This is a genomic window from Klebsiella sp. MPUS7, from assembly GCF_009905335.1.
Taxonomy (GTDB): Bacteria; Pseudomonadota; Gammaproteobacteria; order Enterobacterales; family Enterobacteriaceae; genus Klebsiella; species Klebsiella grimontii.
This window is the reverse complement of record NZ_CP047604.1, coordinates 151,897-178,871: the sequence shown is the minus strand read 5'-3', so window position 1 is coordinate 178,871 and position 26,975 is coordinate 151,897. Positions and strand designations below refer to the sequence as shown.

General features: G+C 58.2%; 25 protein-coding genes. 13 read left to right on the top strand and 12 right to left on the bottom strand.

The annotated features are described in order from the left end of the window. The first annotated feature begins 51 nt into the window (after positions 1-51). Complete coding sequence (locus tag GUC22_RS00860; RefSeq protein WP_024359738.1) at positions 52-1,452, top strand: MFS transporter; 1,401 nt, start codon at positions 52-54, stop codon at positions 1,450-1,452. A 10-nt stretch (positions 1,453-1,462) separates the two neighbouring features. Next, entirely contained in the window at positions 1,463-3,424 is a 1,962-nt protein-coding gene (locus tag GUC22_RS00855; protein WP_024359737.1) for a glycoside hydrolase family 127 protein, read from the top strand. Positions 3,425-3,531: 107 nt separating this feature from the next. Here GUC22_RS00855 and selB read toward each other — a convergent pair whose 3' ends face one another. From selB to GUC22_RS00830, 5 genes are all read right to left on the bottom strand, one after another. Then, positions 3,532-5,373 carry a selenocysteine-specific translation elongation factor gene (gene selB / locus GUC22_RS00850; RefSeq protein WP_024359736.1) on the bottom strand — a complete coding sequence of 614 codons (1,842 nt, stop codon included), beginning with the start codon at positions 5,371-5,373 and terminating at the stop codon, positions 3,532-3,534. Continuing rightward, positions 5,370-6,758: an L-seryl-tRNA(Sec) selenium transferase gene (gene selA, locus GUC22_RS00845; RefSeq protein WP_024359735.1), complete on the bottom strand. Its 1,389-nt coding sequence runs from the start codon at positions 6,756-6,758 to the stop codon at positions 5,370-5,372. Before selA ends, selB begins: the two co-directional genes overlap by 4 nt. A 95-nt stretch (positions 6,759-6,853) precedes the next feature. Next, positions 6,854-7,462 (bottom strand): glutathione S-transferase, encoded by a 609-nt coding sequence (locus GUC22_RS00840; RefSeq protein ID WP_024359734.1) that lies wholly within the window; start codon positions 7,460-7,462, stop codon positions 6,854-6,856. 91 nt (positions 7,463-7,553) lie between these two features. Next, positions 7,554-8,690, bottom strand: a complete 1,137-nt coding sequence (locus GUC22_RS00835; RefSeq protein WP_024359733.1) for an HlyD family secretion protein — start codon at positions 8,688-8,690, stop codon at positions 7,554-7,556. Positions 8,691-8,693: 3 nt separating this feature from the next. Then, positions 8,694-9,065, bottom strand: coding sequence for a DUF3302 domain-containing protein (locus tag GUC22_RS00830; protein WP_004137769.1), 372 nt, complete (start codon positions 9,063-9,065; stop codon positions 8,694-8,696). Positions 9,066-9,600: 535 nt separating this feature from the next. Between GUC22_RS00830 and GUC22_RS00825 the strand changes: the two genes are divergently transcribed. From GUC22_RS00825 to mtlR, 3 genes are all read left to right on the top strand, one after another. After that, positions 9,601-11,511, top strand: coding sequence for a PTS mannitol transporter subunit IICBA (locus tag GUC22_RS00825; RefSeq protein ID WP_024359732.1), 1,911 nt, complete (start codon positions 9,601-9,603; stop codon positions 11,509-11,511). A gap of 127 nt (positions 11,512-11,638) precedes the next feature. Continuing rightward, positions 11,639-12,787, top strand: a complete 1,149-nt coding sequence (gene mtlD, locus GUC22_RS00820; RefSeq protein WP_024359731.1) for a mannitol-1-phosphate 5-dehydrogenase — start codon at positions 11,639-11,641, stop codon at positions 12,785-12,787. Further along, positions 12,784-13,380 carry a mannitol operon repressor MtlR gene (gene mtlR / locus GUC22_RS00815; RefSeq protein WP_004137764.1) on the top strand — a complete coding sequence of 199 codons (597 nt, stop codon included), beginning with the start codon at positions 12,784-12,786 and terminating at the stop codon, positions 13,378-13,380. The genes mtlD and mtlR overlap by 4 nt, the downstream gene beginning before the upstream one ends. Here the strand turns inward: mtlR and GUC22_RS00810 are convergent. Beyond that, positions 13,369-13,593 (bottom strand): hypothetical protein, encoded by a 225-nt coding sequence (locus tag GUC22_RS00810; RefSeq protein WP_004126554.1) that lies wholly within the window; start codon positions 13,591-13,593, stop codon positions 13,369-13,371. The genes mtlR and GUC22_RS00810 overlap by 12 nt on opposite strands. Positions 13,594-13,867: 274 nt before the next feature. Between GUC22_RS00810 and GUC22_RS00805 the strand changes: the two genes are divergently transcribed. The 5 genes from GUC22_RS00805 (at position 13,868) to trmL (ending at position 18,759) form a co-directional block, all read left to right on the top strand. Then, on the top strand, positions 13,868-14,230 hold the full coding sequence (locus GUC22_RS00805) for a YibL family ribosome-associated protein (protein ID WP_004137762.1): 363 nt from the start codon (positions 13,868-13,870) through the stop codon (positions 14,228-14,230). Positions 14,231-14,581: 351 nt separating this feature from the next. Beyond that, on the top strand, positions 14,582-16,237 hold the full coding sequence (lldP, locus tag GUC22_RS00800; RefSeq protein WP_024359730.1) for an L-lactate permease: 1,656 nt from the start codon (positions 14,582-14,584) through the stop codon (positions 16,235-16,237). Then, entirely contained in the window at positions 16,234-17,007 is a 774-nt protein-coding gene (gene lldR / locus GUC22_RS00795; protein WP_004137755.1) for a transcriptional regulator LldR, read from the top strand. Before lldP ends, lldR begins: the two co-directional genes overlap by 4 nt. After that, complete coding sequence (lldD, locus tag GUC22_RS00790) at positions 17,007-18,236, top strand: FMN-dependent L-lactate dehydrogenase LldD (RefSeq protein ID WP_024359729.1); 1,230 nt, start codon at positions 17,007-17,009, stop codon at positions 18,234-18,236. Before lldR ends, lldD begins: the two co-directional genes overlap by 1 nt. A gap of 49 nt (positions 18,237-18,285) precedes the next feature. After that, positions 18,286-18,759 (top strand): tRNA (uridine(34)/cytosine(34)/5-carboxymethylaminomethyluridine(34)-2'-O)-methyltransferase TrmL, encoded by a 474-nt coding sequence (gene trmL / locus GUC22_RS00785; protein ID WP_004137752.1) that lies wholly within the window; start codon positions 18,286-18,288, stop codon positions 18,757-18,759. Positions 18,760-18,912: 153 nt separating this feature from the next. Here the strand turns inward: trmL and cysE are convergent, their stop codons facing one another. From cysE to GUC22_RS00760, 5 genes are all read right to left on the bottom strand, one after another. Beyond that, a complete protein-coding gene (cysE, locus tag GUC22_RS00780) occupies positions 18,913-19,734 on the bottom strand; it encodes a serine O-acetyltransferase (protein WP_004106845.1) in 822 nt (273 codons plus the stop codon). 80 nt (positions 19,735-19,814) lie between these two features. Continuing rightward, positions 19,815-20,831, bottom strand: coding sequence for an NAD(P)H-dependent glycerol-3-phosphate dehydrogenase (gpsA, locus tag GUC22_RS00775; protein ID WP_024359728.1), 1,017 nt, complete (start codon positions 20,829-20,831; stop codon positions 19,815-19,817). Further along, positions 20,831-21,298: a protein-export chaperone SecB gene (gene secB / locus GUC22_RS00770; protein WP_004106849.1), complete on the bottom strand. Its 468-nt coding sequence runs from the start codon at positions 21,296-21,298 to the stop codon at positions 20,831-20,833. Before secB ends, gpsA begins: the two co-directional genes overlap by 1 nt. Positions 21,299-21,357: 59 nt before the next feature. Further along, on the bottom strand, positions 21,358-21,609 hold the full coding sequence (grxC, locus tag GUC22_RS00765; protein WP_004106850.1) for a glutaredoxin 3: 252 nt from the start codon (positions 21,607-21,609) through the stop codon (positions 21,358-21,360). A gap of 111 nt (positions 21,610-21,720) precedes the next feature. Continuing rightward, on the bottom strand, positions 21,721-22,152 hold the full coding sequence (locus tag GUC22_RS00760) for a rhodanese-like domain-containing protein (protein WP_004126582.1): 432 nt from the start codon (positions 22,150-22,152) through the stop codon (positions 21,721-21,723). A gap of 245 nt (positions 22,153-22,397) precedes the next feature. On the opposite strand from GUC22_RS00760, the gene gpmM reads away from it, so the two are divergent. The 3 genes from gpmM to GUC22_RS00745 are packed head-to-tail and all read left to right on the top strand — an operon-like array spanning position 22,398 to position 26,159. Further along, the gene (gene gpmM, locus GUC22_RS00755) at positions 22,398-23,942 is read left to right on the top strand and encodes a 2,3-bisphosphoglycerate-independent phosphoglycerate mutase (protein ID WP_160183321.1); all 1,545 of its coding nucleotides are present in this window, start codon (positions 22,398-22,400) and stop codon (positions 23,940-23,942) included. 9 nt (positions 23,943-23,951) lie between these two features. Then, complete coding sequence (gene envC, locus GUC22_RS00750) at positions 23,952-25,223, top strand: murein hydrolase activator EnvC (RefSeq protein ID WP_049086978.1); 1,272 nt, start codon at positions 23,952-23,954, stop codon at positions 25,221-25,223. Positions 25,224-25,226: 3 nt separating this feature from the next. Beyond that, a complete protein-coding gene (locus GUC22_RS00745) occupies positions 25,227-26,159 on the top strand; it encodes a divergent polysaccharide deacetylase family protein (RefSeq protein WP_024359725.1) in 933 nt (310 codons plus the stop codon). On the opposite strand, the gene GUC22_RS00740 is transcribed toward GUC22_RS00745, so the two are convergent. Beyond that, positions 26,156-26,953 carry a glycosyltransferase family 2 protein gene (locus GUC22_RS00740; RefSeq protein ID WP_024359724.1) on the bottom strand — a complete coding sequence of 266 codons (798 nt, stop codon included), beginning with the start codon at positions 26,951-26,953 and terminating at the stop codon, positions 26,156-26,158. The two genes, GUC22_RS00745 and GUC22_RS00740, sit on opposite strands and share 4 nt — an antisense overlap. Positions 26,954-26,975 lie beyond the last annotated feature (22 nt).

Below are 26,975 nucleotides of genomic sequence, written 5' to 3'. Positions count from 1 at the left end.
GCCCGCGCCTCAGCGGGATATTATTCCGCACATCATCTCCGGGAGTTATTTATGACTTCGGCTCCGATTACTACAAGCGATTTAGCACGGCGCGTCCAGGACGACAAACTATCCCTACGGGAAAAAATAGGCTACGGACTTGGCGACGCGGGCGGGACGGTGATTACCTGCCTGATCATGAACTTTTTGACTTTTTTCTATACCGATGTCTTCGGCCTGACGCCCGCGCTGGTCGGAACCCTGTTTCTGGCCCTGCGCGTTTTTGACGCCGTTTCCGATCCTATCATGGGCGTGCTGGCCGACCGTACCCAAAGCCGCTGGGGGCGCTTTCGTCCCTGGCAGCTGTGGATTGCCGTGCCGATCGGCGTTATCGGCGTTCTGACGTTTACCGTGCCCGATGCCAGCATGGGGGTAAAAATCGCCTGGGCGTTCGGCACCTATCTGCTGCTCTCGGTGAGCTACACCGCGATTAACGTCCCCTACTGCGCGCTGATCAACACCATGACCACGCGCCATACCGAGGTTATCTCATGTCAGGCATGGCGTTTTGTGCTGTGCGGCGTGGCGGGTTTCTTAGTCTCCGTTGGGCTGCCGTGGCTGGTGAAAGCGCTCGGCAAGGGCGATACCGCGCAGGGCTATCAGTACGGCGTCGCCGTACTCTGTGCCATCGCGGTGGCGATGTTCCTGTGCTGCTTTTTCTGGGTTCGCGAACGCGTCTCGCTGGATGTGATGGGAAAATTTACCCTGCGCGAGCACATCGCCGGCCTGCGCAATAATGACCAGCTGCTGCTGATGCTGGTGATGTCGTTCCTGCTGATTAACGTTTTTAATATCCGCGGCGGCGGCTATATGTACTTCATCACCTACGTGCTGGGCGGCTCCACCGGCTACACCTCACTGTTCTTCACCATGGTGACCTTCGCCTCGATTGCGGGCTCCGCGATCATCAATCTGCTGTCGCGCCGCTTCGATACCGTCAAACTCTACTATTACACCAACCTGGCGCTGGCCGCGCTGGCCGTCGCGATGTGGTTTTTACCAACCGGGGCGGCATACCAGACCCTGTGGCTGATCGTCATCCTCGGCAACGGCATTATTCTCGGCTTCACCCTGCCGCTGCACTTTTCGCTGATGGCCTTCTCCGACGACTACGGCGAATGGAAAACCGGGGTGCGCTCTTCCGGTATGAACTTCGCCTTTAACCTGTTCTTTATCAAGCTGGCATGGGCCTCCAGCGCCGGCATTATCAGCGTCGTGTTTATCTACGTGGCTTACCAGCCGGGCGTGGAAAACCAAACGGCCTCATCCCTGGCGGGCATCTCCTCAATGGAGACCCTGCTGCCCGCCCTGTTCCATCTGCTGCTGGCCTTCACTATTCGCGCCTGCAAGCTTAACAATCCGATGATGGCGCGCATTGCCAGCGACCTGCGCACGCGTCACGTTCAGCCTTAAGGAGTCCGTCATGCCCGTTATGGAAGTCGATCTGCACAAACTGAAAATCAACGATCCGTTCCTCGGCCAGTACCAGCAGCTGGTGCGCGATGTGGTGATCCCCTACCAGTGGGATGCGCTTAACGACCGCATCGAAGAGGCGGATCCTAGCCATGCGATAGAGAACTTCCGCATCGCCGCCGGGCGACAGGAGGGCGAATTCTACGGCATGGTCTTTCAGGACAGCGACGTGGCGAAATGGCTGGAGGCGGTGGCCTGGTCGCTGTGTCAGAAGCCGGACGCCGAGCAGGAAAAAACCGCCGACGAGGTAATTGAACTGGTCGCGGCCGCCCAGTGTGAAGATGGCTATCTGAATACATATTTCACGGTCAAAGCGCCCGAGGAGCGCTGGACTAACCTCGCCGAATGCCACGAACTGTACTGCGCCGGCCACATGATTGAAGCGGGCGTCGCCTTCTTCCAGGCCACCGGCAAGCGTCGTCTGCTGGAAGTCATCTGCCGCCTCGCTGACCACATCGATAGCGTGTTTGGCCCCGGAGAGAACCAGCTGCACGGCTACCCTGGCCATCCGGAAATCGAGCTGGCGTTAATGCGCCTGTACGACGTCACTCAGGAGCCACGCTATATCGCGCTGGTGAAGTACTTCGTTGAGGCGCGCGGCACGCAGCCGCATTTTTACGATATCGAATATGAGAAGCGCGGCAAAACCTCTTACTGGAACACCTACGGTCCGGCGTGGATGGTGATGGATAAGCCCTACAGCCAGGCGCATCAGCCGATTTCCGAACAGCCGGTCGCCATCGGCCACGCGGTGCGTTTCGTCTATCTGATGGCCGGCGTTGCCCACCTCGCCCGTTTAAGTCAGGATGAGGGCAAGCGCCAGGATTGCCTGCGCCTGTGGAAAAATATGGCCCAGCGTCAGCTGTATATCACCGGCGGCATCGGCTCGCAGAGCAGCGGGGAGGCCTTCAGCAGCGACTATGACCTGCCAAACGACACGGTCTATGCTGAAAGCTGTGCTTCCATTGGCCTGATGATGTTTGCCCGCCGGATGCTGGAGATGGAAGCCGACAGCCAATATGCCGACGTGATGGAGCGCGCGCTGTATAACACCGTGCTGGGCGGCATGGCGCTCGACGGCAAGCACTTCTTCTACGTCAATCCGCTGGAAGTACATCCAAAATCCTTAAAATTCAACCATATTTACGATCACGTTAAGCCCGTCCGCCAGCGCTGGTTCGGCTGCGCGTGCTGCCCGCCGAATATTGCCCGCGTGCTGACCTCGCTGGGACACTATATCTACACGCCGCACGACGATGCCCTGTACATCAACCTGTATATCGGCAATAGCGCGGAGATCCCGGTGGGCAATGAGGCGCTGCGCCTGCGCATCAGCGGCAACTATCCGTGGCAGGAACAGGTGCAGATAGTCATCGATTCATCGTCGCCTGTGCATCATACCCTGGCCCTGCGCCTGCCGGACTGGTGCGATAAGCCGCAGGTGACGCTCAACGGCGCGCCGGTTACGCAGGACGTACGCAAAGGGTATCTGTACATCAGCCATCTCTGGCAGGAGGGCGACACGCTGCTGTTAACCCTGCCGATGCCGGTGCGCCGCATTTATGGTAACCCGCTGGTGCGCCACCAGGCAGGCCAGGTCGCCGTCCAGCGCGGCCCGCTGGTTTACTGCCTGGAGCAGGCGGATAACGGCGAGCAATTGCATAACCTGCAGCTGCCGCGCGACGCCCGATTTAGCACTGTAGAAGGCAAAGGGATTTTTGCCCGCAAGATACTTCTCCAGGCGCCGGGCTATAAGCAAACGGCGGAAGATGCCGAGCAGCAGGCGCTGTGGCGTTACGATCGCGCGCCGTCCAGCCGTCAGCCGCACCTGCTGACCTTCATCCCGTGGTTTAGCTGGGCCAACCGCGGCGAAGGCGAGATGCGTATCTGGGTGAACGAAGCGGAAGCGTAAGTGTGAGGATTCCCCGGTGGCGCTGCGCTTACCGGGACAACAAGGTTTGTGCGTTATCGTAGCCCGGGTCAGGCGTTCACGCCGCGACCCGGGACAACCTGCTTATGCTAAAGAAACAGCGCTTTATCGCGTAGGATATGGTCATTACCGCGACGGCGGGTAAAGCCGATACGGTCGAAATACTCGAGGATCTGAATCGCCAGCTTGCGCCCGACGTTCAGCGTATCGCGGAAATCCGCCGCGCAGGTTGATCCCCTCTCCAGATCCAGCTCGCGGATCATTTTGGCAAACGCCACAATCCGATCGTTGCGATAGTAGCGATCTTTGACGATCGCGGTAATCATCCCCTGCTGCGCCGCCTGGCGTAATACCGCTCGCATTAACGACTCTTCCACGTTGGCTTCCCGCGCCAGATCGCGCACCCACCATGGCTCATCGGCAAACAGCCCGACCACCCGCTGCCAGATGGCCTGCTGCTCGTCGGTAAAGCCCGCTTTATGCTCCGGCAGATGCAGCCATCCGTGGTGGCTGTGAACAGTGCCGCTTTCGCGCATCTGCTCAATCAACAGCAGCACCAGCGCCTCATCTTCCATCGGCAGCGCAATACGCCGCAGCCGCTCGCGGCCCGGCCCGGGCTCATCGCGATGTTGATCGTGGTAACGCGCCAGGGCGTCGAGCAGTTTCCGCTGCCAGCGCGCGGCAAGCGGGGCGCTCAGCAGACTATTGCCCGCCTGCAGGTAATCAGGACGGTTAATCAGCGCCTTCAGCCCCTCGTCGCTGAGCTGACGCGCCCAGGCGAAATCATCGAGGCGCACCGCGTCGCGCTGCAGATGAATATCCAGCGCCTGGACGTCATCGCCCTGCGCGGCGGCCAGCGCGCGCAGCCACTGTAGATACTCCGGCTTACGCTTGCCCCGGCGCGGCGGATTGAGGGTCACCACTCGCGCGCCGGCCAGCGTCAGGCGCGCGGAAATATCGCGCAGCACCAGACGGTCGTTATCCGCCAGCCGCAGCGGCGTATCGAGAACCAGCTCCGCCAGCGCGCCTTCGAGCAGCGACACGCGACCGGTAATATGGCTGGCGGCGTGGTGGATATGCAGCGGCTGCCACTGGCTAAGCGGCGTATGGCACTGGAGTTCGACAATGACCCGTTCAGAGGCTTCCGGCGGTGGTACCGCCAGCAGCCAGTCGCCGCGGTTAAGATCCTCCTTTTGCGCATCGCCGACAATATTCAGCGCGATGCGCTGACCGGCCCACGCTTTCGCCACCGGCTGATTCTGCGCGTGCAGCCCGCGCACGCGCATCGGTTTATCGACGCCGGTCAGCCACAGCGTATCGCCAACGTTAACTTCGCCGGAAAGCGCCGTCCCGGTGACCACCAGCCCCGCGCCTTTGACGGTAAACGCCCGGTCGATCGCCAGGCGAAAACGCTGATGCTGTGGGTGAGCGCGCGCGGAAAGCTGCAGGAGATGATCGCGCAGCCCGGCGATACCCAGGCCTTCCGTCGCCGCGACGGTAAACAGGGTCGCGCCGGTAAAGCCGAACTCCGCCAGCGCCGCCTCGACCTCCGCCTTCACTTCCTCAACCCGCGCCGTTTCTACGCGGTCCGCTTTGGTCAGCGCCACGGTTAACGTCGGCTTCCCCGTGAGCTGGAGGATCGCCAGGTGCTCGCGCGTCTGCGCCATCACCCCATCATCGCAGGCCACCACCAGCAGCGCGTGATCGATACCGCCGACGCCGGCCAGCATATTGGACAAAAATTTTTCGTGGCCGGGGACGTCGATAAAACCCAGCACCCGCCCGTCGGGCTGCGGCCAGTAGGCGTAGCCCAGGTCGATAGTCATCCCGCGCGCTTTCTCTTCCGGCAGGCGATCGGCGTTGATGCCGGTAATCGCCTGTAGCAGCGTGGTTTTGCCGTGGTCAACGTGTCCGGCGGTGGCAATAATCATCTCAATAACATCTCCATAAACCGGGGTTCATCCTCAAGACAGCGCAGGTCCAGCCACAGGCGGCCATCGTAGATCCTGCCAATAACCGGCACGGGCAACAGACGCCAGCGCGCCGCCAGGGCTTCCAGCCGGCTGCCGCGGCCATCGCGCGGAGTAAAGGTCAACGCCGCGCTGGGCAAGCGGTCTACCGGCAGCGAACCGCTGCCGATCTGCGACAGACATGGCTCAACCTGCAGGTCAAAATCAGCATAATGCGCAGCCAGCGCGGCCTGAATGCGCTCGCCCTGCTGGCGGATCGCCTCCGCCTGGCGGGTCAGCAGCCGCAGGGTCGGCAGTTCAGCGGCCAGCTTTTCCGGGTGCAGATAGAGGCGCAGCGTGGCCTCCAGCGCCGCGAGGGTCATTTTATCCGCCCGCAGGGCGCGCTTGAGCGGATGGCTCTGCAAACGGGCGATCAGCGCTTTCTTTCCGACAATAATTCCCGCCTGCGGGCCGCCCAGCAGCTTATCGCCGGAGAAGCTCACCAGGCTGACGCCGGCGGCAATCATCTCCTGCGGCATCGGCTCTTTCGGCAGGCCGTACTGGCTTAAATCCACCAGCGAGCCGCTACCAAGATCGGCGACCACCGGGATATTCAGTTCGCGGCCAATCTCCGCCAGCGCCGCCTCATCGACTGCTTTAGTAAAGCCCTCGATGCTGTAGTTGCTGGTGTGCACCTTCATCAGCAGGCCGGTATTGTCATTAACGGCCTGACGATAATCTTTCGCATGGGTGCGGTTCGTGGTTCCGACTTCATGCAGGACGCAGCCCGCCTGGCGCATCACGTCAGGAATACGGAACGCGCCGCCGATCTCCACCAGCTCGCCGCGCGACACCACCACCTCGCTGCCGCTGGCGGTTGCCGCCAGCATCAGCAGCACTGCTGCAGCATTGTTGTTGACGATACACGCATCCTCCGCGCCGGTGATCCGGCAAAGCAGATCGGCCAGCGCGCGGTCGCGGTGGCCGCGTCCGGCATCATCAAGATCGTATTCCAGCGTCACCGGCGCGCGCATCGCCTGGGCAACCGCCGTCACCGCCGCTTCCGCCTGAATCGCCCGGCCAAGATTGGTGTGCAGCACGGTGCCGGTCAGGTTGAACACCGGGCGCAGCGCGCTCTGTTGCGTTTGGCTCAAACGACGCGAGGTCTCCATCAGCCACGCTTCGCACCAGCCCGGCAGCGCCTGGTTCAGACGGATATATTCCCGCGCCTCGTCCAGCATCTGACGCAGCAGCGCCACCGTCTGGGAGTGACCATATTGCATCAGCAGCGGTGAAAATGCGGGGTCGCGGAGTAAACGGTCGATGGCCGGAAGCCGGGTATAAAGCGCACGAATTTCGCTAGTCATGAATGAACCTATTTTCCCCCCTCCCGCCGGGAGAGGGAGTCAACAAATGAGCGGCAATTGTAATACCTCCGCGCAAAAACTGTTACCCGTCTGGGTCAACTCACCGGCGGTTCGGTGCGCGCAAAGCTGGCGCGCTGAAAGAGGGAATCCACCAGCCGAACCAGCTTCGGTCGGGTGGCGCACCAGCCCGGCGCGACGCGGCGGAAGTTGAGATAAGCGATGGCGCAGGCGGTCGAAATGGTCGCCAGATTGACCTCCTCAGGACGTAACGTGCCGTCATTCGCATACCCTTCCAGCGCATCAAGACCGCGCGCGATTTTTTCACGCTGGCGCAGCAGTTCGCTTTCCGACTGCTGGGCCGCAGGGCGCGTTTTCTCCCGTACCAGCATTTGCGCAGCTTCCATCACGCCATCAGCCAGCGCTTCAATTTGACGCAATTTCAGCGCAGCCTTCGGCGCCGCAGGCAGCATATCCGGCGCGATGCCGAGCTGCTCCAGATATTGCGCAATAATGGGCGAGTCGTACCAGCATTCACCGTCATCGGTGACCAGCGCGGGTACTTTTCCCAGCGGATTGTACTGCGCCACGCCGTTGGTCTCGTGGTAAGGGAATTCGTTGACGAACTCGAAGGGAATCGCTTTTTCCAGCAGTATGATGGAAATTTTGCGCACAAAGGGACTGGTGTAGCTGCCGATCAGTTTCATTGCCTGCTCCTTTCGCCAACAAAGTAGTCAGTATGGCGCAGTCGCAGGCAAATAGCAGAGAGAGAAATCACCTCATGCCAGACCGACCCCGCTAATGGTCCAGATAGAGATAGTGCATCCAGCTGGTCATCCGCAGCAGCACCTTGCGCATCACTGAAACATGGGTGAAATGATCGGAGTAGACTGCCACCTGGGCGTAAATACCGTCAGGCAGGGCATCTACGGCGGCGTCGGGCTCCAGCTCAATGGTCGCCAGCACGCCGTCGGTGCCCGGCGTCACCGTCAACGCCTGCAGCGTGCCCTGCGCCTGGTACGTTCCCCCCGGCACGACGGGCAGGATGCTCACCAGCTTGCCGCGAAAGACCTGGCCCGGCAGCGCGTTGAACACCGCTTCGGCATCGTCGCCCTTCTCCAGCCTGAGCAGCGAATTTTGCCGGAACTGCGCCACAATCAGCCGTTTTTGCTGGGGGATAAAGACCATCACCGGGCGCAGCGGCAGCGAGGCGGCATAGGTTCCGGGACGAATTAACACTTGGGTGATATAGCCGTCGCTGGGCGCGCGCACGGTCGTCTGATCGAGGTTATATTTCGCCTCCGCCAGCTGTGCGCGCAGGCTAACCACCTGCGACTGCTCACCGTTTATCATGCTATCGAGCTGGCTCTGGATCTGCGCCTGCTCCGCGACCGACCCTTTCACCATCGCATCCTGGGCCAGATAATTTTGCCGGGCATTATCGATATCGCTTTCCGAAAACGGATTGACCCGCGCCTGGCTTCCTTTCAGGTAGCGCTGATAATCCTTATACAGGCGATCGCGCTCCGCCGAAACGCGGGTGGTATTGGCCTGAGCCTCAGAAAGCTGGGCTTTAAGGGTATTAATACTGTGCAGCGCGGTAACAAGGTCGGCCTGTAGCCTGTCCACCCGGGCCTGATAACGCGCCGGATCGATGGTAAACAGCACCTCTCCCTTTTTAACCCGTTGATTGGCTTTATCCGTGACGCTGCTGACCACCCCGGTGACCTGCGGCGTAATAGGAATAGAAATAACCGCTTTTTGCGCGGTAAAGGTATATGGGTGGTTGTAGTTCATTAATAAGATAAGCGCGCTAACAATAAATACGCCACCCAGCGCCGCGGTGGGAACCGTCCATTTATTTACCGGGATCTTAAATATTTTAAATATCGACCAGGCAATCGCCACATAGGTCAAAATAATCAGTAGATCCATGAGTTATTTCTCCACCGAAGGAGGTTGAGCTGACAGTCGAAGACCGGTTATTTGCTGCTCGAGCGCGATAACCCGCTGGCGCAGTTCGCTGATTTCGCCCTCCTCTTCCGCCGCCTCAGACGGCGCCCCATCCCGCCCGTGCTGCATGCCCCAGCCGCGTTCAGGCCGATAAAGCGTGGCCCAGATCCATAAAAACGGCCAGATGACGTGCAGCGTAAAAAGACTCACCCAGCCTGCGACGTGAATCGCATCGGCATGCGGGTGATTACGTTTCTTCGCGATCAGGTAAGGAATATCATGGAGAATGATGATTCCATAAAAAATCACCAGAAATACAAAGATCAGAACGCCGAGCGCAAAATAATTGAGAAACATAATTTCCTCGGATTTACGCTAATTATTTTTAAGATGTGTGTCGGGCCGGATAAAAAAATGGCCGACAAACTGAGCATAATTCACCCGTTTCATTTTCGCCATTGACGACTAAAATGTTCTTGAGCAGATCGCGTTGCTGAATGACGCATCGGCAAGCGGAACGCGGCATAACCTGCGCGAGATCACACCAGGTTAAATCCGGGTGAAAATATTTTGTGATATACATCACAAACAAATAACAAAATGCCAAAGTAAATTTGTGATTTTCATCACATAAAAATGCATAACACCCCCTAAAAACCCGGTCTGTTGTTTTTTTACACACCTATTTTGTGATGAAGATCACCACAAAAGACCATCATCGCCCTATATTCATGTGATCTGTATCACATAAAAATCCATCGACTGGACAGCTTAACGATTCAGTGCCAGATTTCGCACTATCACTCAGGGCCCGGCTACCTCTGCCGCCTTATTAACAACAAGCCTCGGGCTTTCAGCCTGCCGATAGCAAAAACAGAAGAAGGGGTGTTTTATGTCATCCGATATCAAGATCAAAGTGCAAAGCTTTGGTCGTTTCCTCAGCAATATGGTGATGCCAAATATCGGCGCGTTTATCGCGTGGGGTATTATCACCGCTCTATTCATTCCGACAGGATGGTTACCGAACGAAACGCTGGCGAAGCTGGTTGGTCCGATGATCACCTATCTGCTGCCGCTGCTGATCGGTTATACCGGCGGTAAGCTGGTTGGCGGCGAGCGCGGCGGCGTAGTCGGCGCGATTACCACCATGGGCGTTATCGTCGGCGCGGATATGCCGATGTTCCTCGGCTCCATGATCGCCGGCCCGCTGGGCGGCTGGGCAATTAAAAAATTCGACGTCTGGGTAGACGGTAAGATTAAATCCGGTTTTGAGATGCTGGTGAATAACTTCTCCGCAGGCATCATCGGTATGATCCTCGCCATTCTGGCGTTCCTCGGCATTGGCCCGGCGGTTGAAATCCTGTCGAAAATTTTGGCCGCAGGCGTTAACTTCATGGTGGCACACGAGATGCTGCCGCTGGCGTCTATCTTTGTTGAACCGGCGAAAATCCTGTTCCTCAACAACGCCATTAACCACGGTATTTTCTCGCCGCTGGGTATTCAGCAATCCCACGAGCTGGGCAAATCCATCTTCTTCCTGATCGAAGCTAACCCGGGTCCGGGGATGGGCGTCCTGCTGGCGTATATGTTCTTCGGCCGCGGCAGCGCCAAACAGTCCGCGGGCGGTGCGGCAATCATCCACTTCCTCGGCGGTATCCACGAGATTTACTTCCCGTACGTGCTGATGAACCCGCGCCTGATTCTGGCCGTTATCCTCGGCGGGATGACCGGCGTGTTCACGCTGACCATCCTCAACGGTGGTCTGGTCTCTCCGGCTTCTCCGGGCTCCATCCTGGCCGTGCTGGCAATGACGCCGAAGGGCGCCTACTTCGCTAACATCGCCGCGATTGTCGCCGCGATGGCCGTTTCCTTCGTGGTCGCAGCGGTTCTGCTGAAAACCAGCAAAGTGAAAGAAGAAGATGATATCGAAGCCGCGACCCGCCGCATGCACGATATGAAAGCCGAATCCAAAGGCGGCGCGACTCCGCTGGCCGCTGGCGATGGCGCGAACGACCTGAGCCACGTGCGTAAAATCATCGTCGCCTGCGACGCCGGTATGGGCTCCAGCGCCATGGGCGCAGGCGTGCTGCGTAAAAAAGTGCAGGATGCCGGGCTGAGCAACATCTCCGTGACTAACTGTGCAATTAACAACCTGCCGCCGGATGTGGACCTGGTCATCACCCATCGCGATCTGACCGAGCGCGCGATGCGTCAGGTGCCGCAGGCACAGCATATTTCGCTAACCAACTTCCTCGACAGCGGCCTGTACACCAGCTTGACCGAACGTCTGGTGGCGGCGCAGCGCCATACTGACAACGAAGAGAAAGTCCGCGATAGCCTGAAAGACAGCTTCGACGCGGCTGACACCAACCTGTTCAAACTCGGCGCGGAGAACATCTTCCTCGGCCGTAAAGCGGCGACCAAAGAAGAAGCGATTCTGTTTGCCGGCGAGCAGCTGGTGAAAGGCGGCTACGTTGAGCCGGAATACGTCCAGGCGATGCTGGACCGTGAAAAGCTGACCTCCACCTATCTGGGTGAGTCCATCGCGGTACCGCACGGCACTATTGAAGCCAAAGATCGCGTCCTGAAAACCGGCATCGTCTTCTGCCAGTATCCGGAAGGCGTGCGCTTCGGCGAAGAAGAGGACGAGGTGGCTCGCCTGGTTATCGGTATCGCGGCTCGTAATAACGAGCATATTCAGGTCATTACCAGCCTGACTAACGCGCTGGACGATGAGTCGGTGATTGAGCGTCTGACGAAAACCACCAGCGTTGATGAAGTTCTGACGCTGCTGAAAGGGTAATTTGTCTCCCGGCGGTACGCCGGGAAACGCCCCCCCCTCTCTCCTGAGTCATGGGGAGAGGGTTTGGGTGAGGGAAAAGCCTCACCCCAGCCCTCTCAGGTAAAAACATTAATTGAAGGTTAATTCTATGAAAGCATTACATTTTGGCGCAGGTAATATCGGTCGTGGCTTTATCGGCAAACTGCTGGCGGACGCGGGGATACAGCTGACGTTTGCGGATGTAAATCAGGTCGTGCTTGATGCCCTGAATGCCCGTCATAGCTATCAGGTTCACGTGGTCGGCGAGAACGAGCAGGTCGATACCGTTTCCGGCGTTGACGCCGTCAGCAGCATCGGCGACGAAGTTGTAGAGCTGATTGCCAGCGTGGATCTGGTGACCACCGCCGTCGGCCCGGTCGTGCTGGAGCGCATCGCCCCGGCGATTGCCAAAGGCCTGGCTAAACGCAAGGCGCAGGGCGTTACGGCCCCGCTGAATATCATCGCCTGCGAGAATATGATTCGCGGCACCAGCCAGCTTAAGGGCCACGTTTTTAACGCCCTGGCCGAAGAGGATAAAGCCTGGGTTGAAACCAACGTCGGCTTCGTTGATTCCGCCGTTGACCGCATCGTTCCGCCGTCCGCTTCCGCCACTCACGATCCGCTGGAAGTCACCGTGGAAACCTTCAGCGAGTGGATTGTCGACAAGACCCAGTTCAAAGGCGAGCTGCCGGACATCCCGGGTATGGAATTAACCGATAACCTGATGGCATTTGTCGAACGTAAGCTATTCACCTTAAACACCGGACATGCTATAACCGCCTACCTCGGAAAACTGGCGGGTCACCAGACGATTCGCGACGCGATTCTTGATGAGAATATTCGCGCCGTGGTCAAAGGGGCGATGGAAGAGAGCGGCGCGGTGCTGATCAAACGTTATGCCTTTGATGCGCAAAAGCACGCTGCATACATCCAGAAAATTATTGGTCGTTTCGAGAACCCGTATCTGAAAGATGACGTTGAGCGCGTTGGCCGCCAGCCGCTGCGCAAACTGAGCGCGGGGGATCGCTTAATTAAGCCGCTGCTCGGTACGCTGGAATATGGCCTGCCGCACCGGAATCTGGTGAAAGGGATCGCCGCGGCGATGCATTTCCGCAGCGAAGAGGACCCGCAGGCGCAGGAACTGGCGGCGCTGATTGCCGAGAAAGGCCCGCAGGCGGCGCTGGCGCAGATTTCGGGTCTGGACGCGGCAAGCGAAGTGGTGGCGGAGGCCGTTAACGACTACAGCGCCACCAAATGAGGCAAGACCTGGCGCGGTCCGAACCGCGCCCATTACTCATGTCAGATATGCAGGCAATAATGGAAGAAACACAGGCATTTGAAAACCGTGTGCTTGAACGTCTGAATGCTGGCAAAACCGTAAGAAGCTTCCTGATCGCCACCGTTGAACTGCTGACGGAAGCGGTCAATATTCTGGTGCTTCAGGTATTCCGTAAAGACGACTACGCGGTGAAATACGCAGTGGAGCCGTTGCTGGACGGCGACGGGCCGCTTGGCGACCTTTCTGTACGCCTGAAGCTGATTTACGGCCTTGGGGTGATTAGCCGCGCCGAATATGAAGACGCTGAACTACTGATGGCCCTGCGCGAAGAGCTGAACCACGACGGTAATGAGTACAGCTTTACCGACGATGAGATCCTTGGGCCGTTTGGCGAACTGCACTGCGTGGCCGCTCTGCCGCCAACGCCGCTATTTGATGAGAGCGATGCGGACCTGCTGGCAATGCAAAAGCTGCGCTACCAGCAGGTCGTACGTTCAACGATGATGCTATCTCTGACCGAGCTGATTTCTAAAATCAGCTTAAAAAAAGCCTTTCAAAAATCAACGCTCTGATTCTGGCTCTTGCTGGTCGCACGTCGGCCGATAAAGCTGACGATAATACTCAAGACGCCGCAGAAATAGCGCTTCCTTATCAGCCGGAATATCCGGCGGTATATGCTGCAAACGCGGAGATTTTTTCAGATATTCCATAAAAGCCTGACTTGAAGCCATAAAATCTACGGCCTTGTCAATAATACGCGGTACGCCGTCGCCGATTTTCGCCATCACGCTCTCCTCTGCTCGGGAATGATCTTATTAAGGATTAGCCAAAAATAGGGTTTCAGATGAGGAAAACGTGCTTAATGACCGACAGGCTTCACAGAAATGAATATTCGCCAACTCTGGCTTAAAATGATTTTTATGTTCAACAAGTTATAATATGCCGCTACGGCTGTTATGACCAAAAAACGGCGACATTTTGATAAATAACTACCCACAACCCAAGCGACAGCACATACTATAGTCTGATAATGCCCCTTTCTTAATAGATTAAGCCATCATGAAAGAAGTCGAAAAAAACGAAATTAAACGTCTGAGCGATCGCCTTGACGCCATCCGCCACCAGCAGGCCGATCTCTCCCTGGTTGAAGCCGCAGAAAAATACGCCGAACTGGAAAAAGAGAAAACCACCATTGAGGCAGAAATCATCCGCCTGCGTGAGGTTCAGGGCCAGAAGCTGAGCAAAGAAGCGCAAAAGCTGATGGACATGCCGCATCGCCGCGCCATCACCAAAAAAGAGCAGGCCGATATGGGCAAGCTCAAGAAAAGCGTGCGCGGTCTGGTTGTTGTTCACCCGATGACCGCGCTGGGCCGCGAAATGGGCCTCAAAGAGATGACCGGCTTCGCCAAAACCGCTTTCTAATCCTGTCGTCCCCGGGGGCGGCGCTTGACGCGCCTTGCCCGGGCTACGGGTTCACCGCCGCCTGCGGGCCGGTAGCCCGGACAGATGCGCCAGCATCGCCTCCGGGACAGGCTCTGTTTCAAACGCCATATTCCCGCTAATTGGCCCTACCAATTATTTCTTAAATCGCCCAATGGTTCACATATCCATCATTTTTCGTCACAGACATATTGCTCATCAATAACATTTGATTAACCATTCGTTGTCGTTAATCCTACAATCGCAATTTGGCTGGGCCAATTTTACAAATGATGTGACCTGCTAAGAGCGTAAGACTCAGCACGCCATCATGACGGCCCGATGGAGACCTGCATGAACCTCTGGCAACAAAATTACGATCCGGCCGGCAATATCTGGCTATCGAGTCTTATCGCATCGCTACCGATTCTGTTTTTCTTCTTTGCCCTGATTAAGCTCAAGCTGAAAGGGTACGTCGCCGCGACCTGGACCGTGGTCATTGCGCTCTCCGTCGCCCTGCTGTTCTACAAAATGCCGGTCGACCACGCGCTGGCCTCCGTCGTCTACGGCTTCTTCTACGGCCTGTGGCCAATCGCGTGGATTATTATCGCCGCGGTCTTCGTCTATAAAATCTCGGTGAAAACCGGGCAGTTCGACATTATCCGCTCATCGATTTTGTCGATTACCCCGGACCAGCGTCTGCAAATGCTGATCGTCGGTTTCTCCTTCGGCGCGTTCCTCGAAGGGGCTGCGGGTTTTGGCGCGCCGGTCGCCATTACCGCGGCGCTGCTGGTGGGTCTCGGCTTTAACCCGCTGTATGCGGCGGGTCTGTGCCTGATCGTCAACACCGCGCCGGTCGCGTTTGGCGCGATGGGCATTCCCATTCTGGTCGCCGGACAGGTGACGGGCCTCGACAGCTTCGAAATCGGCCAGATGGTTGGCCGCCAGCTGCCGTTCCTGACCATCATCGTGCTGTTCTGGATCATGGCAATTATGGACGGCTGGCGCGGCATTAAAGAGACCTGGCCCGCGGTCATGGTCGCCGGCGGCTCCTTTGCGATTGCTCAGTATCTCAGCTCAAACTTCCTCGGCCCGGAGCTGCCGGACATTATCTCTTCACTGGTATCGCTGGTCTGCCTGACGCTGTTCCTCAAACGCTGGCAGCCGGTTCGCATCTTCCGCTTCGGCGATATGGGCGCATCGCAGGTCGATATGAACCTGGCGCGCACCCGCTACACGCCGGGACAGGTGATTCGCGCCTGGTCGCCGTTCCTGTTTCTGACCGCAACCGTGACCCTGTGGAGCGTGCCGCCGTTCAAAGCGCTGTTCGCCCCGGGCGGTGCGATGTACGATTTTGTGATTAATATTTCCGTGCCGTTCCTCGACAAAATGGTGGCCCGCATGCCGCCGGTGGTCAACGAAGCGACGCCTTACGCCGCGGTCTATAAGTTTGACTGGCTCTCCGCCACCGGCACCGCCATCCTGTTCGCCGCGCTGCTTTCCATCGTCTGGCTGCGCATGAAGCCGAAGGACGCGATCTCAACCTTCGGCAGCACGCTGAAAGAACTGGCGCTGCCGATTTACTCCATCGGCATGGTGCTGGCGTTCGCCTTTATTTCTAACTATTCCGGTCTCTCCTCAACGCTGGCCCTTGCGCTGGCGCATACCGGGCACGCGTTTACCTTCTTCTCGCCGTTCCTCGGCTGGCTGGGGGTATTCCTGACCGGTTCGGATACCTCGTCGAACGCGCTGTTTGCCGCGCTGCAGGCGACGGCGGCCCAGCAGATTGGCGTCTCCGATATCCTGCTGGTCGCCGCCAACACCACCGGCGGCGTGACCGGGAAAATGATCTCCCCGCAGTCTATCGCCATCGCCTGTGCGGCGGTCGGTCTGGTGGGGAAAGAGTCGGACCTGTTCCGCTTTACCGTGAAACATAGTCTGATTTTCACCTGCATGGTCGGCGTGATCACTACCCTGCAGGCCTACGTCTTAACCTGGATGATCCCGTGATAGTGATGCCAAAACGCCTTGCCGACGATGTAGCCCGTCGCGTGCGGGCGCTGATTGAAGAACAAAAGCTGGAGGCGGGCATGCGATTGCCCGCCGAACGTCAGCTGGCGGCGCAGCTGGGCGTATCGCGCAATTCGCTGCGCGAAGCGCTGGCGATGTTAGTCAACGAAGGCGTGCTGCTCAGCCGTCGCGGCGGCGGCACCTTCGTGCGCTGGCAGCATGAAGCGTGGTCGGAGCAAAACATCGTCCAGCCGCTGAAGACGCTGCTCTCCGACGACCCCGATTACAGTTTTGATATCCTTGAAGCCCGTCACGCCATTGAAGCCAGTACCGCCTGGCATGCGGCGATGCGGGCAACCGATGCCGAAAAAGAGAAAATCCGCCTCTGCTTTGAAGCCACTCAAAGCGAAGACCCTGACCTGGCTTCGCAGGCCGACGTCCGCTTCCACCTGGCGATTGCCGAAGCCTCGCACAACGTAGTGCTGCTGCAAACCATGCGCGGTTTTTTCGACCTCTTACAGTCCTCAGTCAAGGAGAGCCGCCAGCGGATGTATCTCGTCCCGCCGGTATTCGCTCGCCTGACCGAACAGCACCAGGCGGTCATGGAGGCGATTATCGCCGGTGACCCGGAAGGTGCCAGACAGGCGATGATGGCCCATTTGGCCTTCGTTCACGCCACGATCAAACGTTTTGATGAAGACCAGGCCCGCCAGGCGCGAATTACCCGCCTGCCCGGTGACCATAACGAAAATACCAGGGAGAACTTGTGATGATTATTTCCGCCGCCAGCGACTACCGCGCCGCCGCACAGCGTATCCTGCCACCGTTCCTGTTCCACTATATCGACGGCGGCGCTTACGCCGAGCACACCCTGCGTCGCAACGTTGAAGACCTCTCCGACGTCGCGCTCCGCCAGCGTATTCTGCGCAATATGTCAGACCTGAGCCTGGAAACCACCTTATTCAACGAGAAGCTGGCGATGCCGACGGCGCTGGCGCCGGTTGGGCTGTGCGGAATGTACGCGCGCCGCGGTGAAGTGCAGGCGGCAGGCGCGGCGGATGAGAAAGGCATTCCATTCACCCTCTCTACCGTTTCCGTCTGCCCGATTGAAGAGGTCGCCCCGACCATTAAGCGCCCGATGTGGTTCCAGCTGTACGTCCTGCGCGACCGCGGTTTTATGCGCAATGCGCTGGAGCGGGCGAAGGCGGCGGGCTGTTCAACGCTGGTCTTTACCGTCGATATGCCGACCCCCGGCGCGCGCTATCGCGACGCTCACTCCGGGATGAGCGGCCCGAATGCGGCAATGCGCCGCTACTGGCAGGCGGTGACCCATCCGCAGTGGGCATGGGACGTCGGATTAAACGGTCGGCCGCACGATTTGGGCAATATCTCCGCCTACCTCGGCAAACCGACCGGCCTGGAAGATTACATCGGCTGGCTGGCGAATAACTTCGATCCATCGATTTCCTGGAAAGACCTTGAGTGGATCCGCGATTTCTGGGATGGCCCGATGGTGATCAAGGGGATCCTCGATCCGGAAGACGCCCGCGACGCGGTGCGCTTCGGCGCTGACGGGATCGTGGTTTCCAACCACGGCGGCCGCCAGCTTGATGGCGTGCTCTCTTCCGCCCGCGCCCTGCCCGCGATTGCCGATGCGGTTAAAGGCGACATTACCATCCTCGCCGATAGCGGCATCCGCAACGGTCTCGATGTCGTACGCATGATCGCCCTCGGCGCCGACAGCGTGCTGCTGGGCCGCGCTTATCTGTATGCGCTCGCCACCCACGGCAAGCAGGGGGTCGCCAATCTGCTGAACCTGATCGAGAAAGAGATGAAGGTGGCGATGACGCTGACCGGCGCGAAAACCATCGGCGAAATCAGCCGTGAATCTTTAGTCCAGAACGCCGATGCGCTACGGACCTTTGATACGATCGCAGCAGGAAACCCGGCAGTGACCCCTCTTCCCCAAGGAGAGGGAACCGTCCGGCAGGCGGGGTGAGGGTTGACCAAATATCTGCTATTCTGCCCCCCGCAATTAAGGGGGCAGTATGCTGAACATCGTCTTATTCGAACCAGAAATCCCGCCAAATACCGGGAATATCATCCGCCTGTGCGCTAACACCGGCTTCAATCTGCATATTATCGAACCCATGGGTTTTGCCTGGGACGACAAGCGTCTTCGCCGCGCCGGGCTGGATTACCATGAGTTCGCCGCCGTCCAGCGCCATCGTGATTACGCCGCTTTTATTGAAAGCGCAAAGCCGCAGCGTCTGTTCGCCCTGACCACCAAAGGTACCCCGGCGCATAGCGCGGTGAGCTATCAGGATGGCGATTTTCTGCTGTTTGGCCCGGAAACCCGCGGCCTGCCAGCCTGCATTCTCGATGCCCTGCCGCCAGAGCAAAAAATTCGTATTCCAATGATGCCGGACAGCCGCAGCATGAACCTGTCGAACGCGGTGTCGGTGGTGGTGTATGAAGCCTGGCGCCAGCTGGGATATCCCGGCGCGGTACTGCGCAGCTAGCCTGCGCTCTTCCCGGATGGCGGCGCGCGGCGCCTTATCCGGGCTAAATGCTAGCTTTCTCCCGGAGGCGGCGCGTAGCGCCTGTCCGGGCTACCAGACAGCGCTCGGTTTTGTAGCCCGGATAGATGCGCAGCATCGCCTCCGGGAAATCAATCAGATACCGTCGCCGTACTCGAAGGTATGGTGTATGCCGTTAAAGTGCTGATCCATATCCATCGCGGGCTTATCGCTCTCCGGCTTACCCACGATGCGGGCGGGAACGCCTGCGGCGGTGGTATGCGGCGGCACCGGCTGTAGCACCACCGAACCCGCGCCGATTTTAGCCCCGCGTCCGACTTCGATATTGCCGAGGATCTTCGCCCCGGCGCCAATCATCACGCCTTCGCGAATTTTCGGATGACGATCGCCGCTGGTTTTACCGGTACCGCCAAGGGTCACGGATTGCAGAATCGACACATCGTCTTCAATCACCGCCGTTTCGCCGACCACAATGCCGGTGGCGTGGTCCAGCATGATCCCGCGACCAATCTTCGCCGCCGGGTGGATATCCACCTGGAACGATACGGACACTTGATTCTGCAGGAAGATTGCCAGCGCCCGACGCCCCTGATTCCACAGCCAGTGGCCGATACGATAGGCCTGCAGCGCGTGGAACCCTTTCAGATAGAGCAGCGGCGTCGAATATTTGTCCACCGCCGGGTCGCGGGTACGCACCGCCTGAATATCGCAGGCGGCGGAGGCGATCATTTCCGGGTCGGCGGCGTAGGCCTCTTCCACCACTTCACGAATCGCGATGGCGGGCATGATCGGAGAGGCGAGCTTGTTAGCCAGCATATAGCTCAGGGCGCTGCCGAGATTTTCGTGCTTGAGTAGCGTGGCGTGGTAAAAACTGGCGAGCATTGGCTCACAGTCAGCTAAAGCCCGAGCTTCAGCTTTAATATTATTCCAGACGATATCCAGTTCTTCACACGGCATTGCTGACTCCAGACGATATAATAATGACCGGCCAGTTCTTTGCTGGCCGGGTCATTCAGGTGATCCAGGTTCCATCGCAGTTAGTTGCTACGCTCGTCCTTGCGTGCACGACCTAATAAGGTCAATGCTGCCTCGCGCGCAATTTTTCCGCAATACAATACCTGATAAATTTCCTCGGTTATTGGCATTTCGACGCCTAAACGCTGCGCGAGAACGCGAACCTCTTTGGTATTGCGGTAGCCTTCAACCACCTGGCCAATCTTCTCCTGCGCGCTTTGCACGTCCATGCCCTGACCGAGCATCATGCCGAAGCGGCGGTTACGCGACTGGTTATCGGTGCAGGTCAGTACCAGATCGCCTAAGCCCGCCATCCCCATAAAGGTCTCCGGATCGGCACCCAGCGCCTCCCCGAGGCGGGACATCTCAACCAGCCCGCGGGTAATCAGCGCGGTACGCGCGTTGGCGCCAAAGCCGATGCCGTCAGACATGCCAGCGCCAATAGCGATGACGTTTTTCACCGCGCCGCCGAGCTGCACGCCGATAAAGTCCGGGTTGATATAGACGCGGAAGCTCTTGCCGCAGTGCAGCAGGCTTTGCAAATCGTCAGCGAACTGCGGGTCCGTAGACGCCAGCGAGATCGCGGTCGGCAGGCCTGCCGCCAGCTCTTTGGCGAAGGTTGGGCCGGAAATCACCGCCAGCGGAATAGCCTCGCCCAGCGCTTCACGCGCCACGTCCTGCAGCAGGCGTCCGGTTTCGGCTTCCAGACCTTTTGTCGCCCATACCAGACGCGCGTCGGGGCGCATCAGCGGCTTAATCTGGCGCAGAACCTGCCCGAAGACGTGACTGGGCACCACCACGAGAATATCGCGGCTGGCGGCAAGCGCCGTTGCCAGGTCGCTCTCAAGGTGCAGCGTATCCGGGAATGGAACATCGGGAAGGAACGCAGCGTTGCAGCGATCGTTCTGCAGCGTCGCGATATGTTTCGGGTCATGGCCCCAGAGGACAACCTCGTGGCCATTTCTTGCCAGGGTGATGGCAAGAGCGGTGCCGTAAGAGCCGGCACCGATCACAGTCATTGCAGCGTTAAGCGCGTTCATCAGGCATCCTGATGTTGTTCAGCACCTTCGCCAGCCTGCTGCTGCAGATAGTTCATAAACAGCGCATCGAAGTTCACTGGCGCAAGGTTCAGTTGCGGGAAGGTACCGCGAGAAACCAGGCTGGTGATGCACTCGCGCGCGTACGGGAACAGAATGTTCGGGCAGTATGCGCCGAGGCAGTGCGCCATCTGGGTACCGTCGATGCCTTCGATGGAGAAAATGCCGCCCTGCTGTACTTCACACAGGAATGCGGTTTCTTCGCCCAGAGAGGCGGTTACGGTTACGCGCAGCACCACTTCATACACGCCTTCAGCCAGCTGGCTGGAAGCCGTATCCAGATCAAGTTTAACTTCCGGCTGCCAATCTTTCTGGAAAACTTGCGGCGCGTTCGGCGCTTCAAAAGAGATATCTTTGGTGTAGATGCGCTGAATCTGGAAAGTCATTTCGGTGCTGTTTTGTTCTGACATAGTAAAACCCTTTCGTGTTGTCCTTAAGTACGCCCGTCCAATGGGGATGAGCGCAAAAATTAGCGCAGGAGGGGATCGAGTCCACCACGTGAATCAAGCGCATACAAGTCGTCACAGCCGCCAATGTGCTGCGCATCAATAAAAATCTGCGGAACCGTCGTCCGACCGCTGCGCTGAATCATCTCTTCACGCTTCGCAGCATCGCCATCGATAGGCAACTCGTTGAACGTCACGCCCTTGCTGTTCAGCAGCGCTTTTGCACGTACGCAGAACGGGCAGGTCGCTTTGGTATAGATATCAATATTGGCCATGACTTCACTCCTGTTTTTACCCCCGAGAGTTTCACGCCGCAGTCGCTGTTTTCCCGCTGGCGAATAGCCGCCGCAGGGGAAACCGCGCTACGCCATAAAGACGCGGGTAAATTATTTACCGCGTACCAGCGGAAGGTTCTCGCCGCTCCAGCCAGCGATGCCCTCTTTCAGTACGAAGACCTTTTCAAAGCCGGCTTTGTTCAGCGCGCTGGCGGGTTCTTGCGCCTGCATACCTGAGCCGTCTACTACTATAATGGGTTGTGCTTTGTGCTTTTCCAACTCGCCGACGTTATTTGCTTTGATATCGCTCGGCAGCAGGTTAATAGAACCCGCAATGTGGCCTTTACGGAAATCGTCACGCTGACGCAGGTCGACAACCACGGCATCTTCTTTGTTGATCAGGCGCGTCGCTTCACCACGGGTAATGACTTTAACTTTCGACATCAGCCCTTTAAAGGTGGTGAACAGCACCGCCACCAGCAGCGCGACCCACGCGATGCTCAGGACGGGGTGACGGCTGATGAATTGCATAATTTCTTGCATGGGGGGTTACAACTCCCGACTAAGTGATAAAAAAACCAGGGAAGGAGTATACCTGTGCATTGCGGCAAATACAGCCAGTGAGCGCGATGTAATGTATTTTCTGCGGCCCGTCACGAAAAAAAACCGCTCTCGCCGCAGCGATGCGCTCTGGCCGCCCTCTTTCTTTGATCTTTTACGGTGATTTGATCGATTCAGCTGTAGTAAAATTACGCAAATTTTCTGTCTTTGAGCATGAGGTTGTCGCAATGTCGGTTTCTAAAAAACCTATGGTACTGGTGATTCTGGATGGCTATGGCTACCGTGAAGACCAGCAGGATAACGCTATTTATAGCGCCAAAACCCCTGTTATGGACGCACTGTGGGCGAAACGTCCGCACACTCTGATCGATGCTTCAGGCCTGGAAGTCGGTCTGCCGGATCGTCAAATGGGCAACTCTGAAGTGGGCCACGTCAACCTCGGCGCGGGCCGCATCGTGTACCAGGATCTGACCCGCCTGGACGTTGAAATCAAAGAACGCACCTTCTTCGCCAACCCGGTACTGACCGGCGCGGTCGATAAAGCCGTCGCCGCGGGCAAAGCCGTGCATATCATGGGCCTGATGTCGCCGGGCGGCGTCCACAGCCACGAAGACCACATCATGGCGATGGTTGAACTGGCAGCCGAGCGCGGCGCGGATAAAATTTATCTGCACGCCTTCCTTGACGGCCGCGATACCCCGCCGCGCAGCGCTGAAAAAACGCTGGCGAAATTCGAAGACAAATTTGCCGCGCTGGGCAAAGGCCGCGTCGCCTCGATCATTGGCCGCTACTACGCCATGGACCGCGACAACCGTTGGGATCGCGTTGAGCAGGCTTACGATCTGATGACCCTGGCAAAAGGCGAGTTCCAGGCCGATACCGCCGTTGCGGGCCTGCAGGCCGCTTATGCGCGCGATGAGAACGATGAGTTTGTGAAAGCGACCGTTATTCGCGCCGCAGGCCAGGCCGATGCGGCGATGGAAGACGGCCATGCGCTGATTTTCATGAACTTCCGCGCCGACCGCGCCCGCGAAATTACCCGCGCCTTCGTTAACGCCGATTTCGACGGCTTCGCCCGTAAGAAAGTGGTGAATCTCGATTTCATCATGCTGACCGAATACGCCGCCGACATTAAAGTCGCCTGTGCTTATCCGCCGGCGTCTCTGACCAATACTTTCGGCGAATGGATGGCGAAGAACGACAAAACCCAGCTGCGCATCTCCGAAACCGAAAAATACGCTCACGTCACCTTCTTCTTCAACGGCGGCGTTGAAGAGCCGTTCAAAGGCGAAGAGCGCATTCTGATCAACTCGCCGAAGGTCGCGACCTACGATCTGCAGCCGGAAATGAGCTCCGCCGAGCTGACCGAAAAACTGGTTGCCGCCATCAAGGGCGGTCAGTTCGACACCATTATCTGTAACTACCCGAACGGCGATATGGTTGGTCATACCGGGGTGATGGAAGCCGCCGTTAAAGCGGTGGAAGCGCTGGATCACTGCATCGACCAGGTTAGCAAAGCCGTTGAATCCGTTGGCGGACAGCTGCTGATCACCGCAGACCACGGCAACGCCGAGCAGATGCGCGACCCGGCCACCGGTCAGGCACACACCGCGCACACCAACCTGCCGGTTCCGCTGATTTACGTTGGCGATAAAAACGTCAAAGCGGTTAACGGCGGCAAACTTTCCGACATCGCGCCGACCATGCTGACGCTGATGGGAATGGAAATCCCGCAAGAGATGACTGGCAAGCCGCTGTTCATCGTGGAATAATCCTTCCCCATGAGGGGAAAGGCGACTTATTCAACTACATGGATCGCAACGGCAGTTCGATCCGTCCTTTACGCCAGCGCGCTTAGCGCTGGCGTATTGCTGTGCGCCGCATCTGCTCACGCCGACGACCGCGACCAGCTTAAATCCATTCAGGCCGATATCGCCGCTAAACAGAGGGCGATTAAGCAGCAGCAGCAGCAGCGCGCTTCCCTGGTCGCGCAGCTTAAAGCGCAGGAGGAGGCCATCTCCGCCGCCGCGCGCAAGCTGCGTGAAACCCAGGAAACGCTGAATCAGCTAAATAAGCAGATCGATGAAATGAACGCCGCCCTTGCGAAGCTGGAGCGTCAGCGCGCCTCGCAGGAGCGTAATCTTTCCGCGCAGCTCGATGCCGCGTTTCGTCAGGGGCCGCATACCGGCATCCAGATGATCCTTAGCGGCGAAGAGGGGCAGCGTAACCAGCGCATGCAGGCCTATTTCGGCTATCTGAACCAGGCGCGCCAGGAAACCATTGCCGAGCTTAAGAAGACCCGCGAAGACGTAGCGGTGCAAAAAAGCATGCTGGAAGAGAAACAGAGCCAGCAGCAAACCCTGGTTTACGAACAGCGCGCCCAGCAGAGCAAGCTGGAGCAGGCGCGCAACGAGCGTAAAAAGACCCTCGCCAGCCTGGAATCCTCCATTCAGCAAGGTCAGCAACAGCTCAGCGAAATGCGGGCTAACGAATCGCGCCTGCGCGGTCGTATCGCCCAGGCGGCGGCGGCGGCCAAAGCGCGGGCGGATCGCGAAGCCCGCGAAGCGCAGGATGTGCGCGATCGCCAGCAGGAAGCCTCGCGTAAAGGCACCACCTACAAACCTACCGAAAGCGAACGCTCGCTGATGTCCCGCACCGGCGGGCTTGGCTCACCGCGCGGCCAGGCATTCTGGCCGGTTCGCGGCTCAATTCTCCATCGTTATGGCGAACAGCTGCAGGGTGAGCTACGTTGGAAGGGGATGGTTATCGCTGCGTCTGAAGGCACCGAGGTCAAAGCCGTTGCCGATGGTCGGGTTATTCTCGCCGACTGGCTGCAGGGCTATGGCCTGGTGGTGGTCGTTGAACACGGCAAAGGCGACATGAGTCTTTACGGCTATAACCAAAGCGCGCTGGTCAGCGTCGGCACTCAGGTCCGGGCGGGCCAGCCGATCGCTCTCGTAGGCAGCAGCGGCGGTCAGGGCCGTCCGTCGCTCTATTTCGAAATTCGCCGCCAGGGTCAGGCGGTCAATCCACAGCCGTGGTTGGGAAGATAAGTTTTGCTTCAATTTCGCAGAATCGCACTCGCCATAACCGGTACGCTGGTTATGGTGTCGCCGGTATTTGCCGGCAAACTCTCCATTGTTATCGACGACTTTGGCTATCGTCCACAAACGGAAAATCAGGTGCTGGCGCTGCCGGCGACGATCTCCGTTGCCGTACTCCCTAATGCGCCCCACGCCCGCGAAATGGCGACCAAAGCGCATAATCTCGGCCACGAGGTGCTCATCCACCTGCCGATGGCGCCGCTCAGCAAACAGCCGCTGGAAAAAGATACCCTCCGTCCGGATATGAACAGCAGCGAGATAGAGCGCATCATCCGCGAAGCCTACGGTAAGGTTCCGTACGCCGTGGGGCTGAATAACCATATGGGCAGCGCGATGACGTCGAACCTCTTCGGCATGCAGAAGGTGATGCAGGCGCTCGAGCGCTACAATCTCTACTTCCTCGATAGCGTCACCATCGGCAATACCCAGGCCATGCGCGCGGCGCAGGGCACCGGCGTGAAGGTGATTAAGCGTAAGGTTTTCCTCGACGATACCCAAAACGAAGCGGATATCCGCTATCAGTTCAACCGCGCTATCGCTTTGGCGCGGCGCAACGGTTCCGCCATTGCTATCGGCCACCCGCACCCGACGACGGTGCGCGTGCTGCAGCAGATGGTGTATAACCTGCCGCCGGATATCACTCTGGTGCGTCCGAGCAGCCTGCTCAACGAGCCGCAGGTGGATACCTCCACGCCGAATGCCGCGCCGCCGGTTAAGCCGCCGCGCAATCCATTCCGGGGCGTGAAGCAGTGCAAATCTAAGCGTCCGCCGGAGCCGGTCAACGCCAGCCGCTTCTTTACCATTCTGAGCGAAAGCATCGCCCAGAGTACGCTGCTGCAGTATTATCAGCTGAAGTGGCAGGGCTGGGATCAGCCCACCAACTAAATCGTCCGGGAATCCGTGTGCTTATCCGCCGCGGATTCCGCCTTGTCCTGATGGGCATACCAGGCTTTAAAGTATTTAAGAAAGCTGTAAAAGGTCGCGTAAAGCCCGGTGACCACGCCGACCTTGCCCTTTCGCCACGCTCCGCTAAACAGATACCACTTAAAGAAAGCGCCAATCGCGCTGATCGCTCCGCGTGCAAGAGACGGCCTGATCTTCTGATATTTAACCAGCCGTGTGGTGTAGCTATTGAGCTTGTTAAACACTTCATGCAGGGAGTAGAAGGTGTCGTGGCGCACGAATCCCGGTAGCCTGGCCGAGTGCGTAAAACCGACAACCTGATCGTCTACCGGACGCTCGTTGAACCGGGCGATAGAACGGTTATACAAACGAACCGGGAAATCTGGCGAGGATACCGGATAAATAGTTCGCACCTCTTCACCCAGCACGAACCAGTGGCGCGGCAGACGCCATGCGCAGGTTGGATCGGGCTCATCCCCCGCCTTCAGCGCCAGAATAGCCGCCGCCACCTCGTCATCAAGGATCTCATCGCTGTCCATACACAGCACCCAGTCGTGGCTGGCGAGGGAGGTCGCGTAGTTCATCTGCGTGCCGTGAGTGGTATAAGCATGATAGTGAACGGTGAGACCGAACTGTTGGCAAATCTGCAGCGTGGCGTCCGTGCTGCCTGAGTCGATGACGATAAATTCATCGGCCACCTTAAGCAAAGGTGGTAATACCTCCCGTAATAAGCGGGATGAATTACAGGTCAATAAGCATACAGAAAGTTTAATCATAATCTTTGTAGGGTTAAACCAT

Excerpts from the sequence above, each read along its gene's own strand:
- GUC22_RS00860 (WP_024359738.1), top strand. The coding sequence starts at position 52 with ATGACTTCGGCTCCGATTACTACAAGCGATTTAGCACGGCGCGTCCAG.
- GUC22_RS00855 (WP_024359737.1), top strand. The coding sequence starts at position 1,463 with ATGCCCGTTATGGAAGTCGATCTGCACAAACTGAAAATCAACGATCCG.
- selB (WP_024359736.1), bottom strand. The coding sequence starts at position 5,373 with ATGATTATTGCCACCGCCGGACACGTTGACCACGGCAAAACCACGCTG.
- selA (WP_024359735.1), bottom strand. The coding sequence starts at position 6,758 with ATGACTAGCGAAATTCGTGCGCTTTATACCCGGCTTCCGGCCATCGAC.
- GUC22_RS00840 (WP_024359734.1), bottom strand. The coding sequence starts at position 7,462 with ATGAAACTGATCGGCAGCTACACCAGTCCCTTTGTGCGCAAAATTTCC.
- GUC22_RS00835 (WP_024359733.1), bottom strand. The coding sequence starts at position 8,690 with ATGGATCTACTGATTATTTTGACCTATGTGGCGATTGCCTGGTCGATA.
- GUC22_RS00830 (WP_004137769.1), bottom strand. The coding sequence starts at position 9,065 with ATGTTTCTCAATTATTTTGCGCTCGGCGTTCTGATCTTTGTATTTCTG.
- GUC22_RS00825 (WP_024359732.1), top strand. The coding sequence starts at position 9,601 with ATGTCATCCGATATCAAGATCAAAGTGCAAAGCTTTGGTCGTTTCCTC.
- mtlD (WP_024359731.1), top strand. The coding sequence starts at position 11,639 with ATGAAAGCATTACATTTTGGCGCAGGTAATATCGGTCGTGGCTTTATC.
- mtlR (WP_004137764.1), top strand. The coding sequence starts at position 12,784 with ATGAGGCAAGACCTGGCGCGGTCCGAACCGCGCCCATTACTCATGTCA.
- GUC22_RS00810 (WP_004126554.1), bottom strand. The coding sequence starts at position 13,593 with ATGGCGAAAATCGGCGACGGCGTACCGCGTATTATTGACAAGGCCGTA.
- GUC22_RS00805 (WP_004137762.1), top strand. The coding sequence starts at position 13,868 with ATGAAAGAAGTCGAAAAAAACGAAATTAAACGTCTGAGCGATCGCCTT.
- lldP (WP_024359730.1), top strand. The coding sequence starts at position 14,582 with ATGAACCTCTGGCAACAAAATTACGATCCGGCCGGCAATATCTGGCTA.
- lldD (WP_024359729.1), top strand. The coding sequence starts at position 17,007 with ATGATTATTTCCGCCGCCAGCGACTACCGCGCCGCCGCACAGCGTATC.
- trmL (WP_004137752.1), top strand. The coding sequence starts at position 18,286 with ATGCTGAACATCGTCTTATTCGAACCAGAAATCCCGCCAAATACCGGG.
- cysE (WP_004106845.1), bottom strand. The coding sequence starts at position 19,734 with ATGCCGTGTGAAGAACTGGATATCGTCTGGAATAATATTAAAGCTGAA.
- gpsA (WP_024359728.1), bottom strand. The coding sequence starts at position 20,831 with ATGAACGCGCTTAACGCTGCAATGACTGTGATCGGTGCCGGCTCTTAC.
- secB (WP_004106849.1), bottom strand. The coding sequence starts at position 21,298 with ATGTCAGAACAAAACAGCACCGAAATGACTTTCCAGATTCAGCGCATC.
- grxC (WP_004106850.1), bottom strand. The coding sequence starts at position 21,609 with ATGGCCAATATTGATATCTATACCAAAGCGACCTGCCCGTTCTGCGTA.
- GUC22_RS00760 (WP_004126582.1), bottom strand. The coding sequence starts at position 22,152 with ATGCAAGAAATTATGCAATTCATCAGCCGTCACCCCGTCCTGAGCATC.
- gpmM (WP_160183321.1), top strand. The coding sequence starts at position 22,398 with ATGTCGGTTTCTAAAAAACCTATGGTACTGGTGATTCTGGATGGCTAT.
- envC (WP_049086978.1), top strand. The coding sequence starts at position 23,952 with ATGAGGGGAAAGGCGACTTATTCAACTACATGGATCGCAACGGCAGTT.
- GUC22_RS00740 (WP_024359724.1), bottom strand. The coding sequence starts at position 26,953 with ATGATTAAACTTTCTGTATGCTTATTGACCTGTAATTCATCCCGCTTA.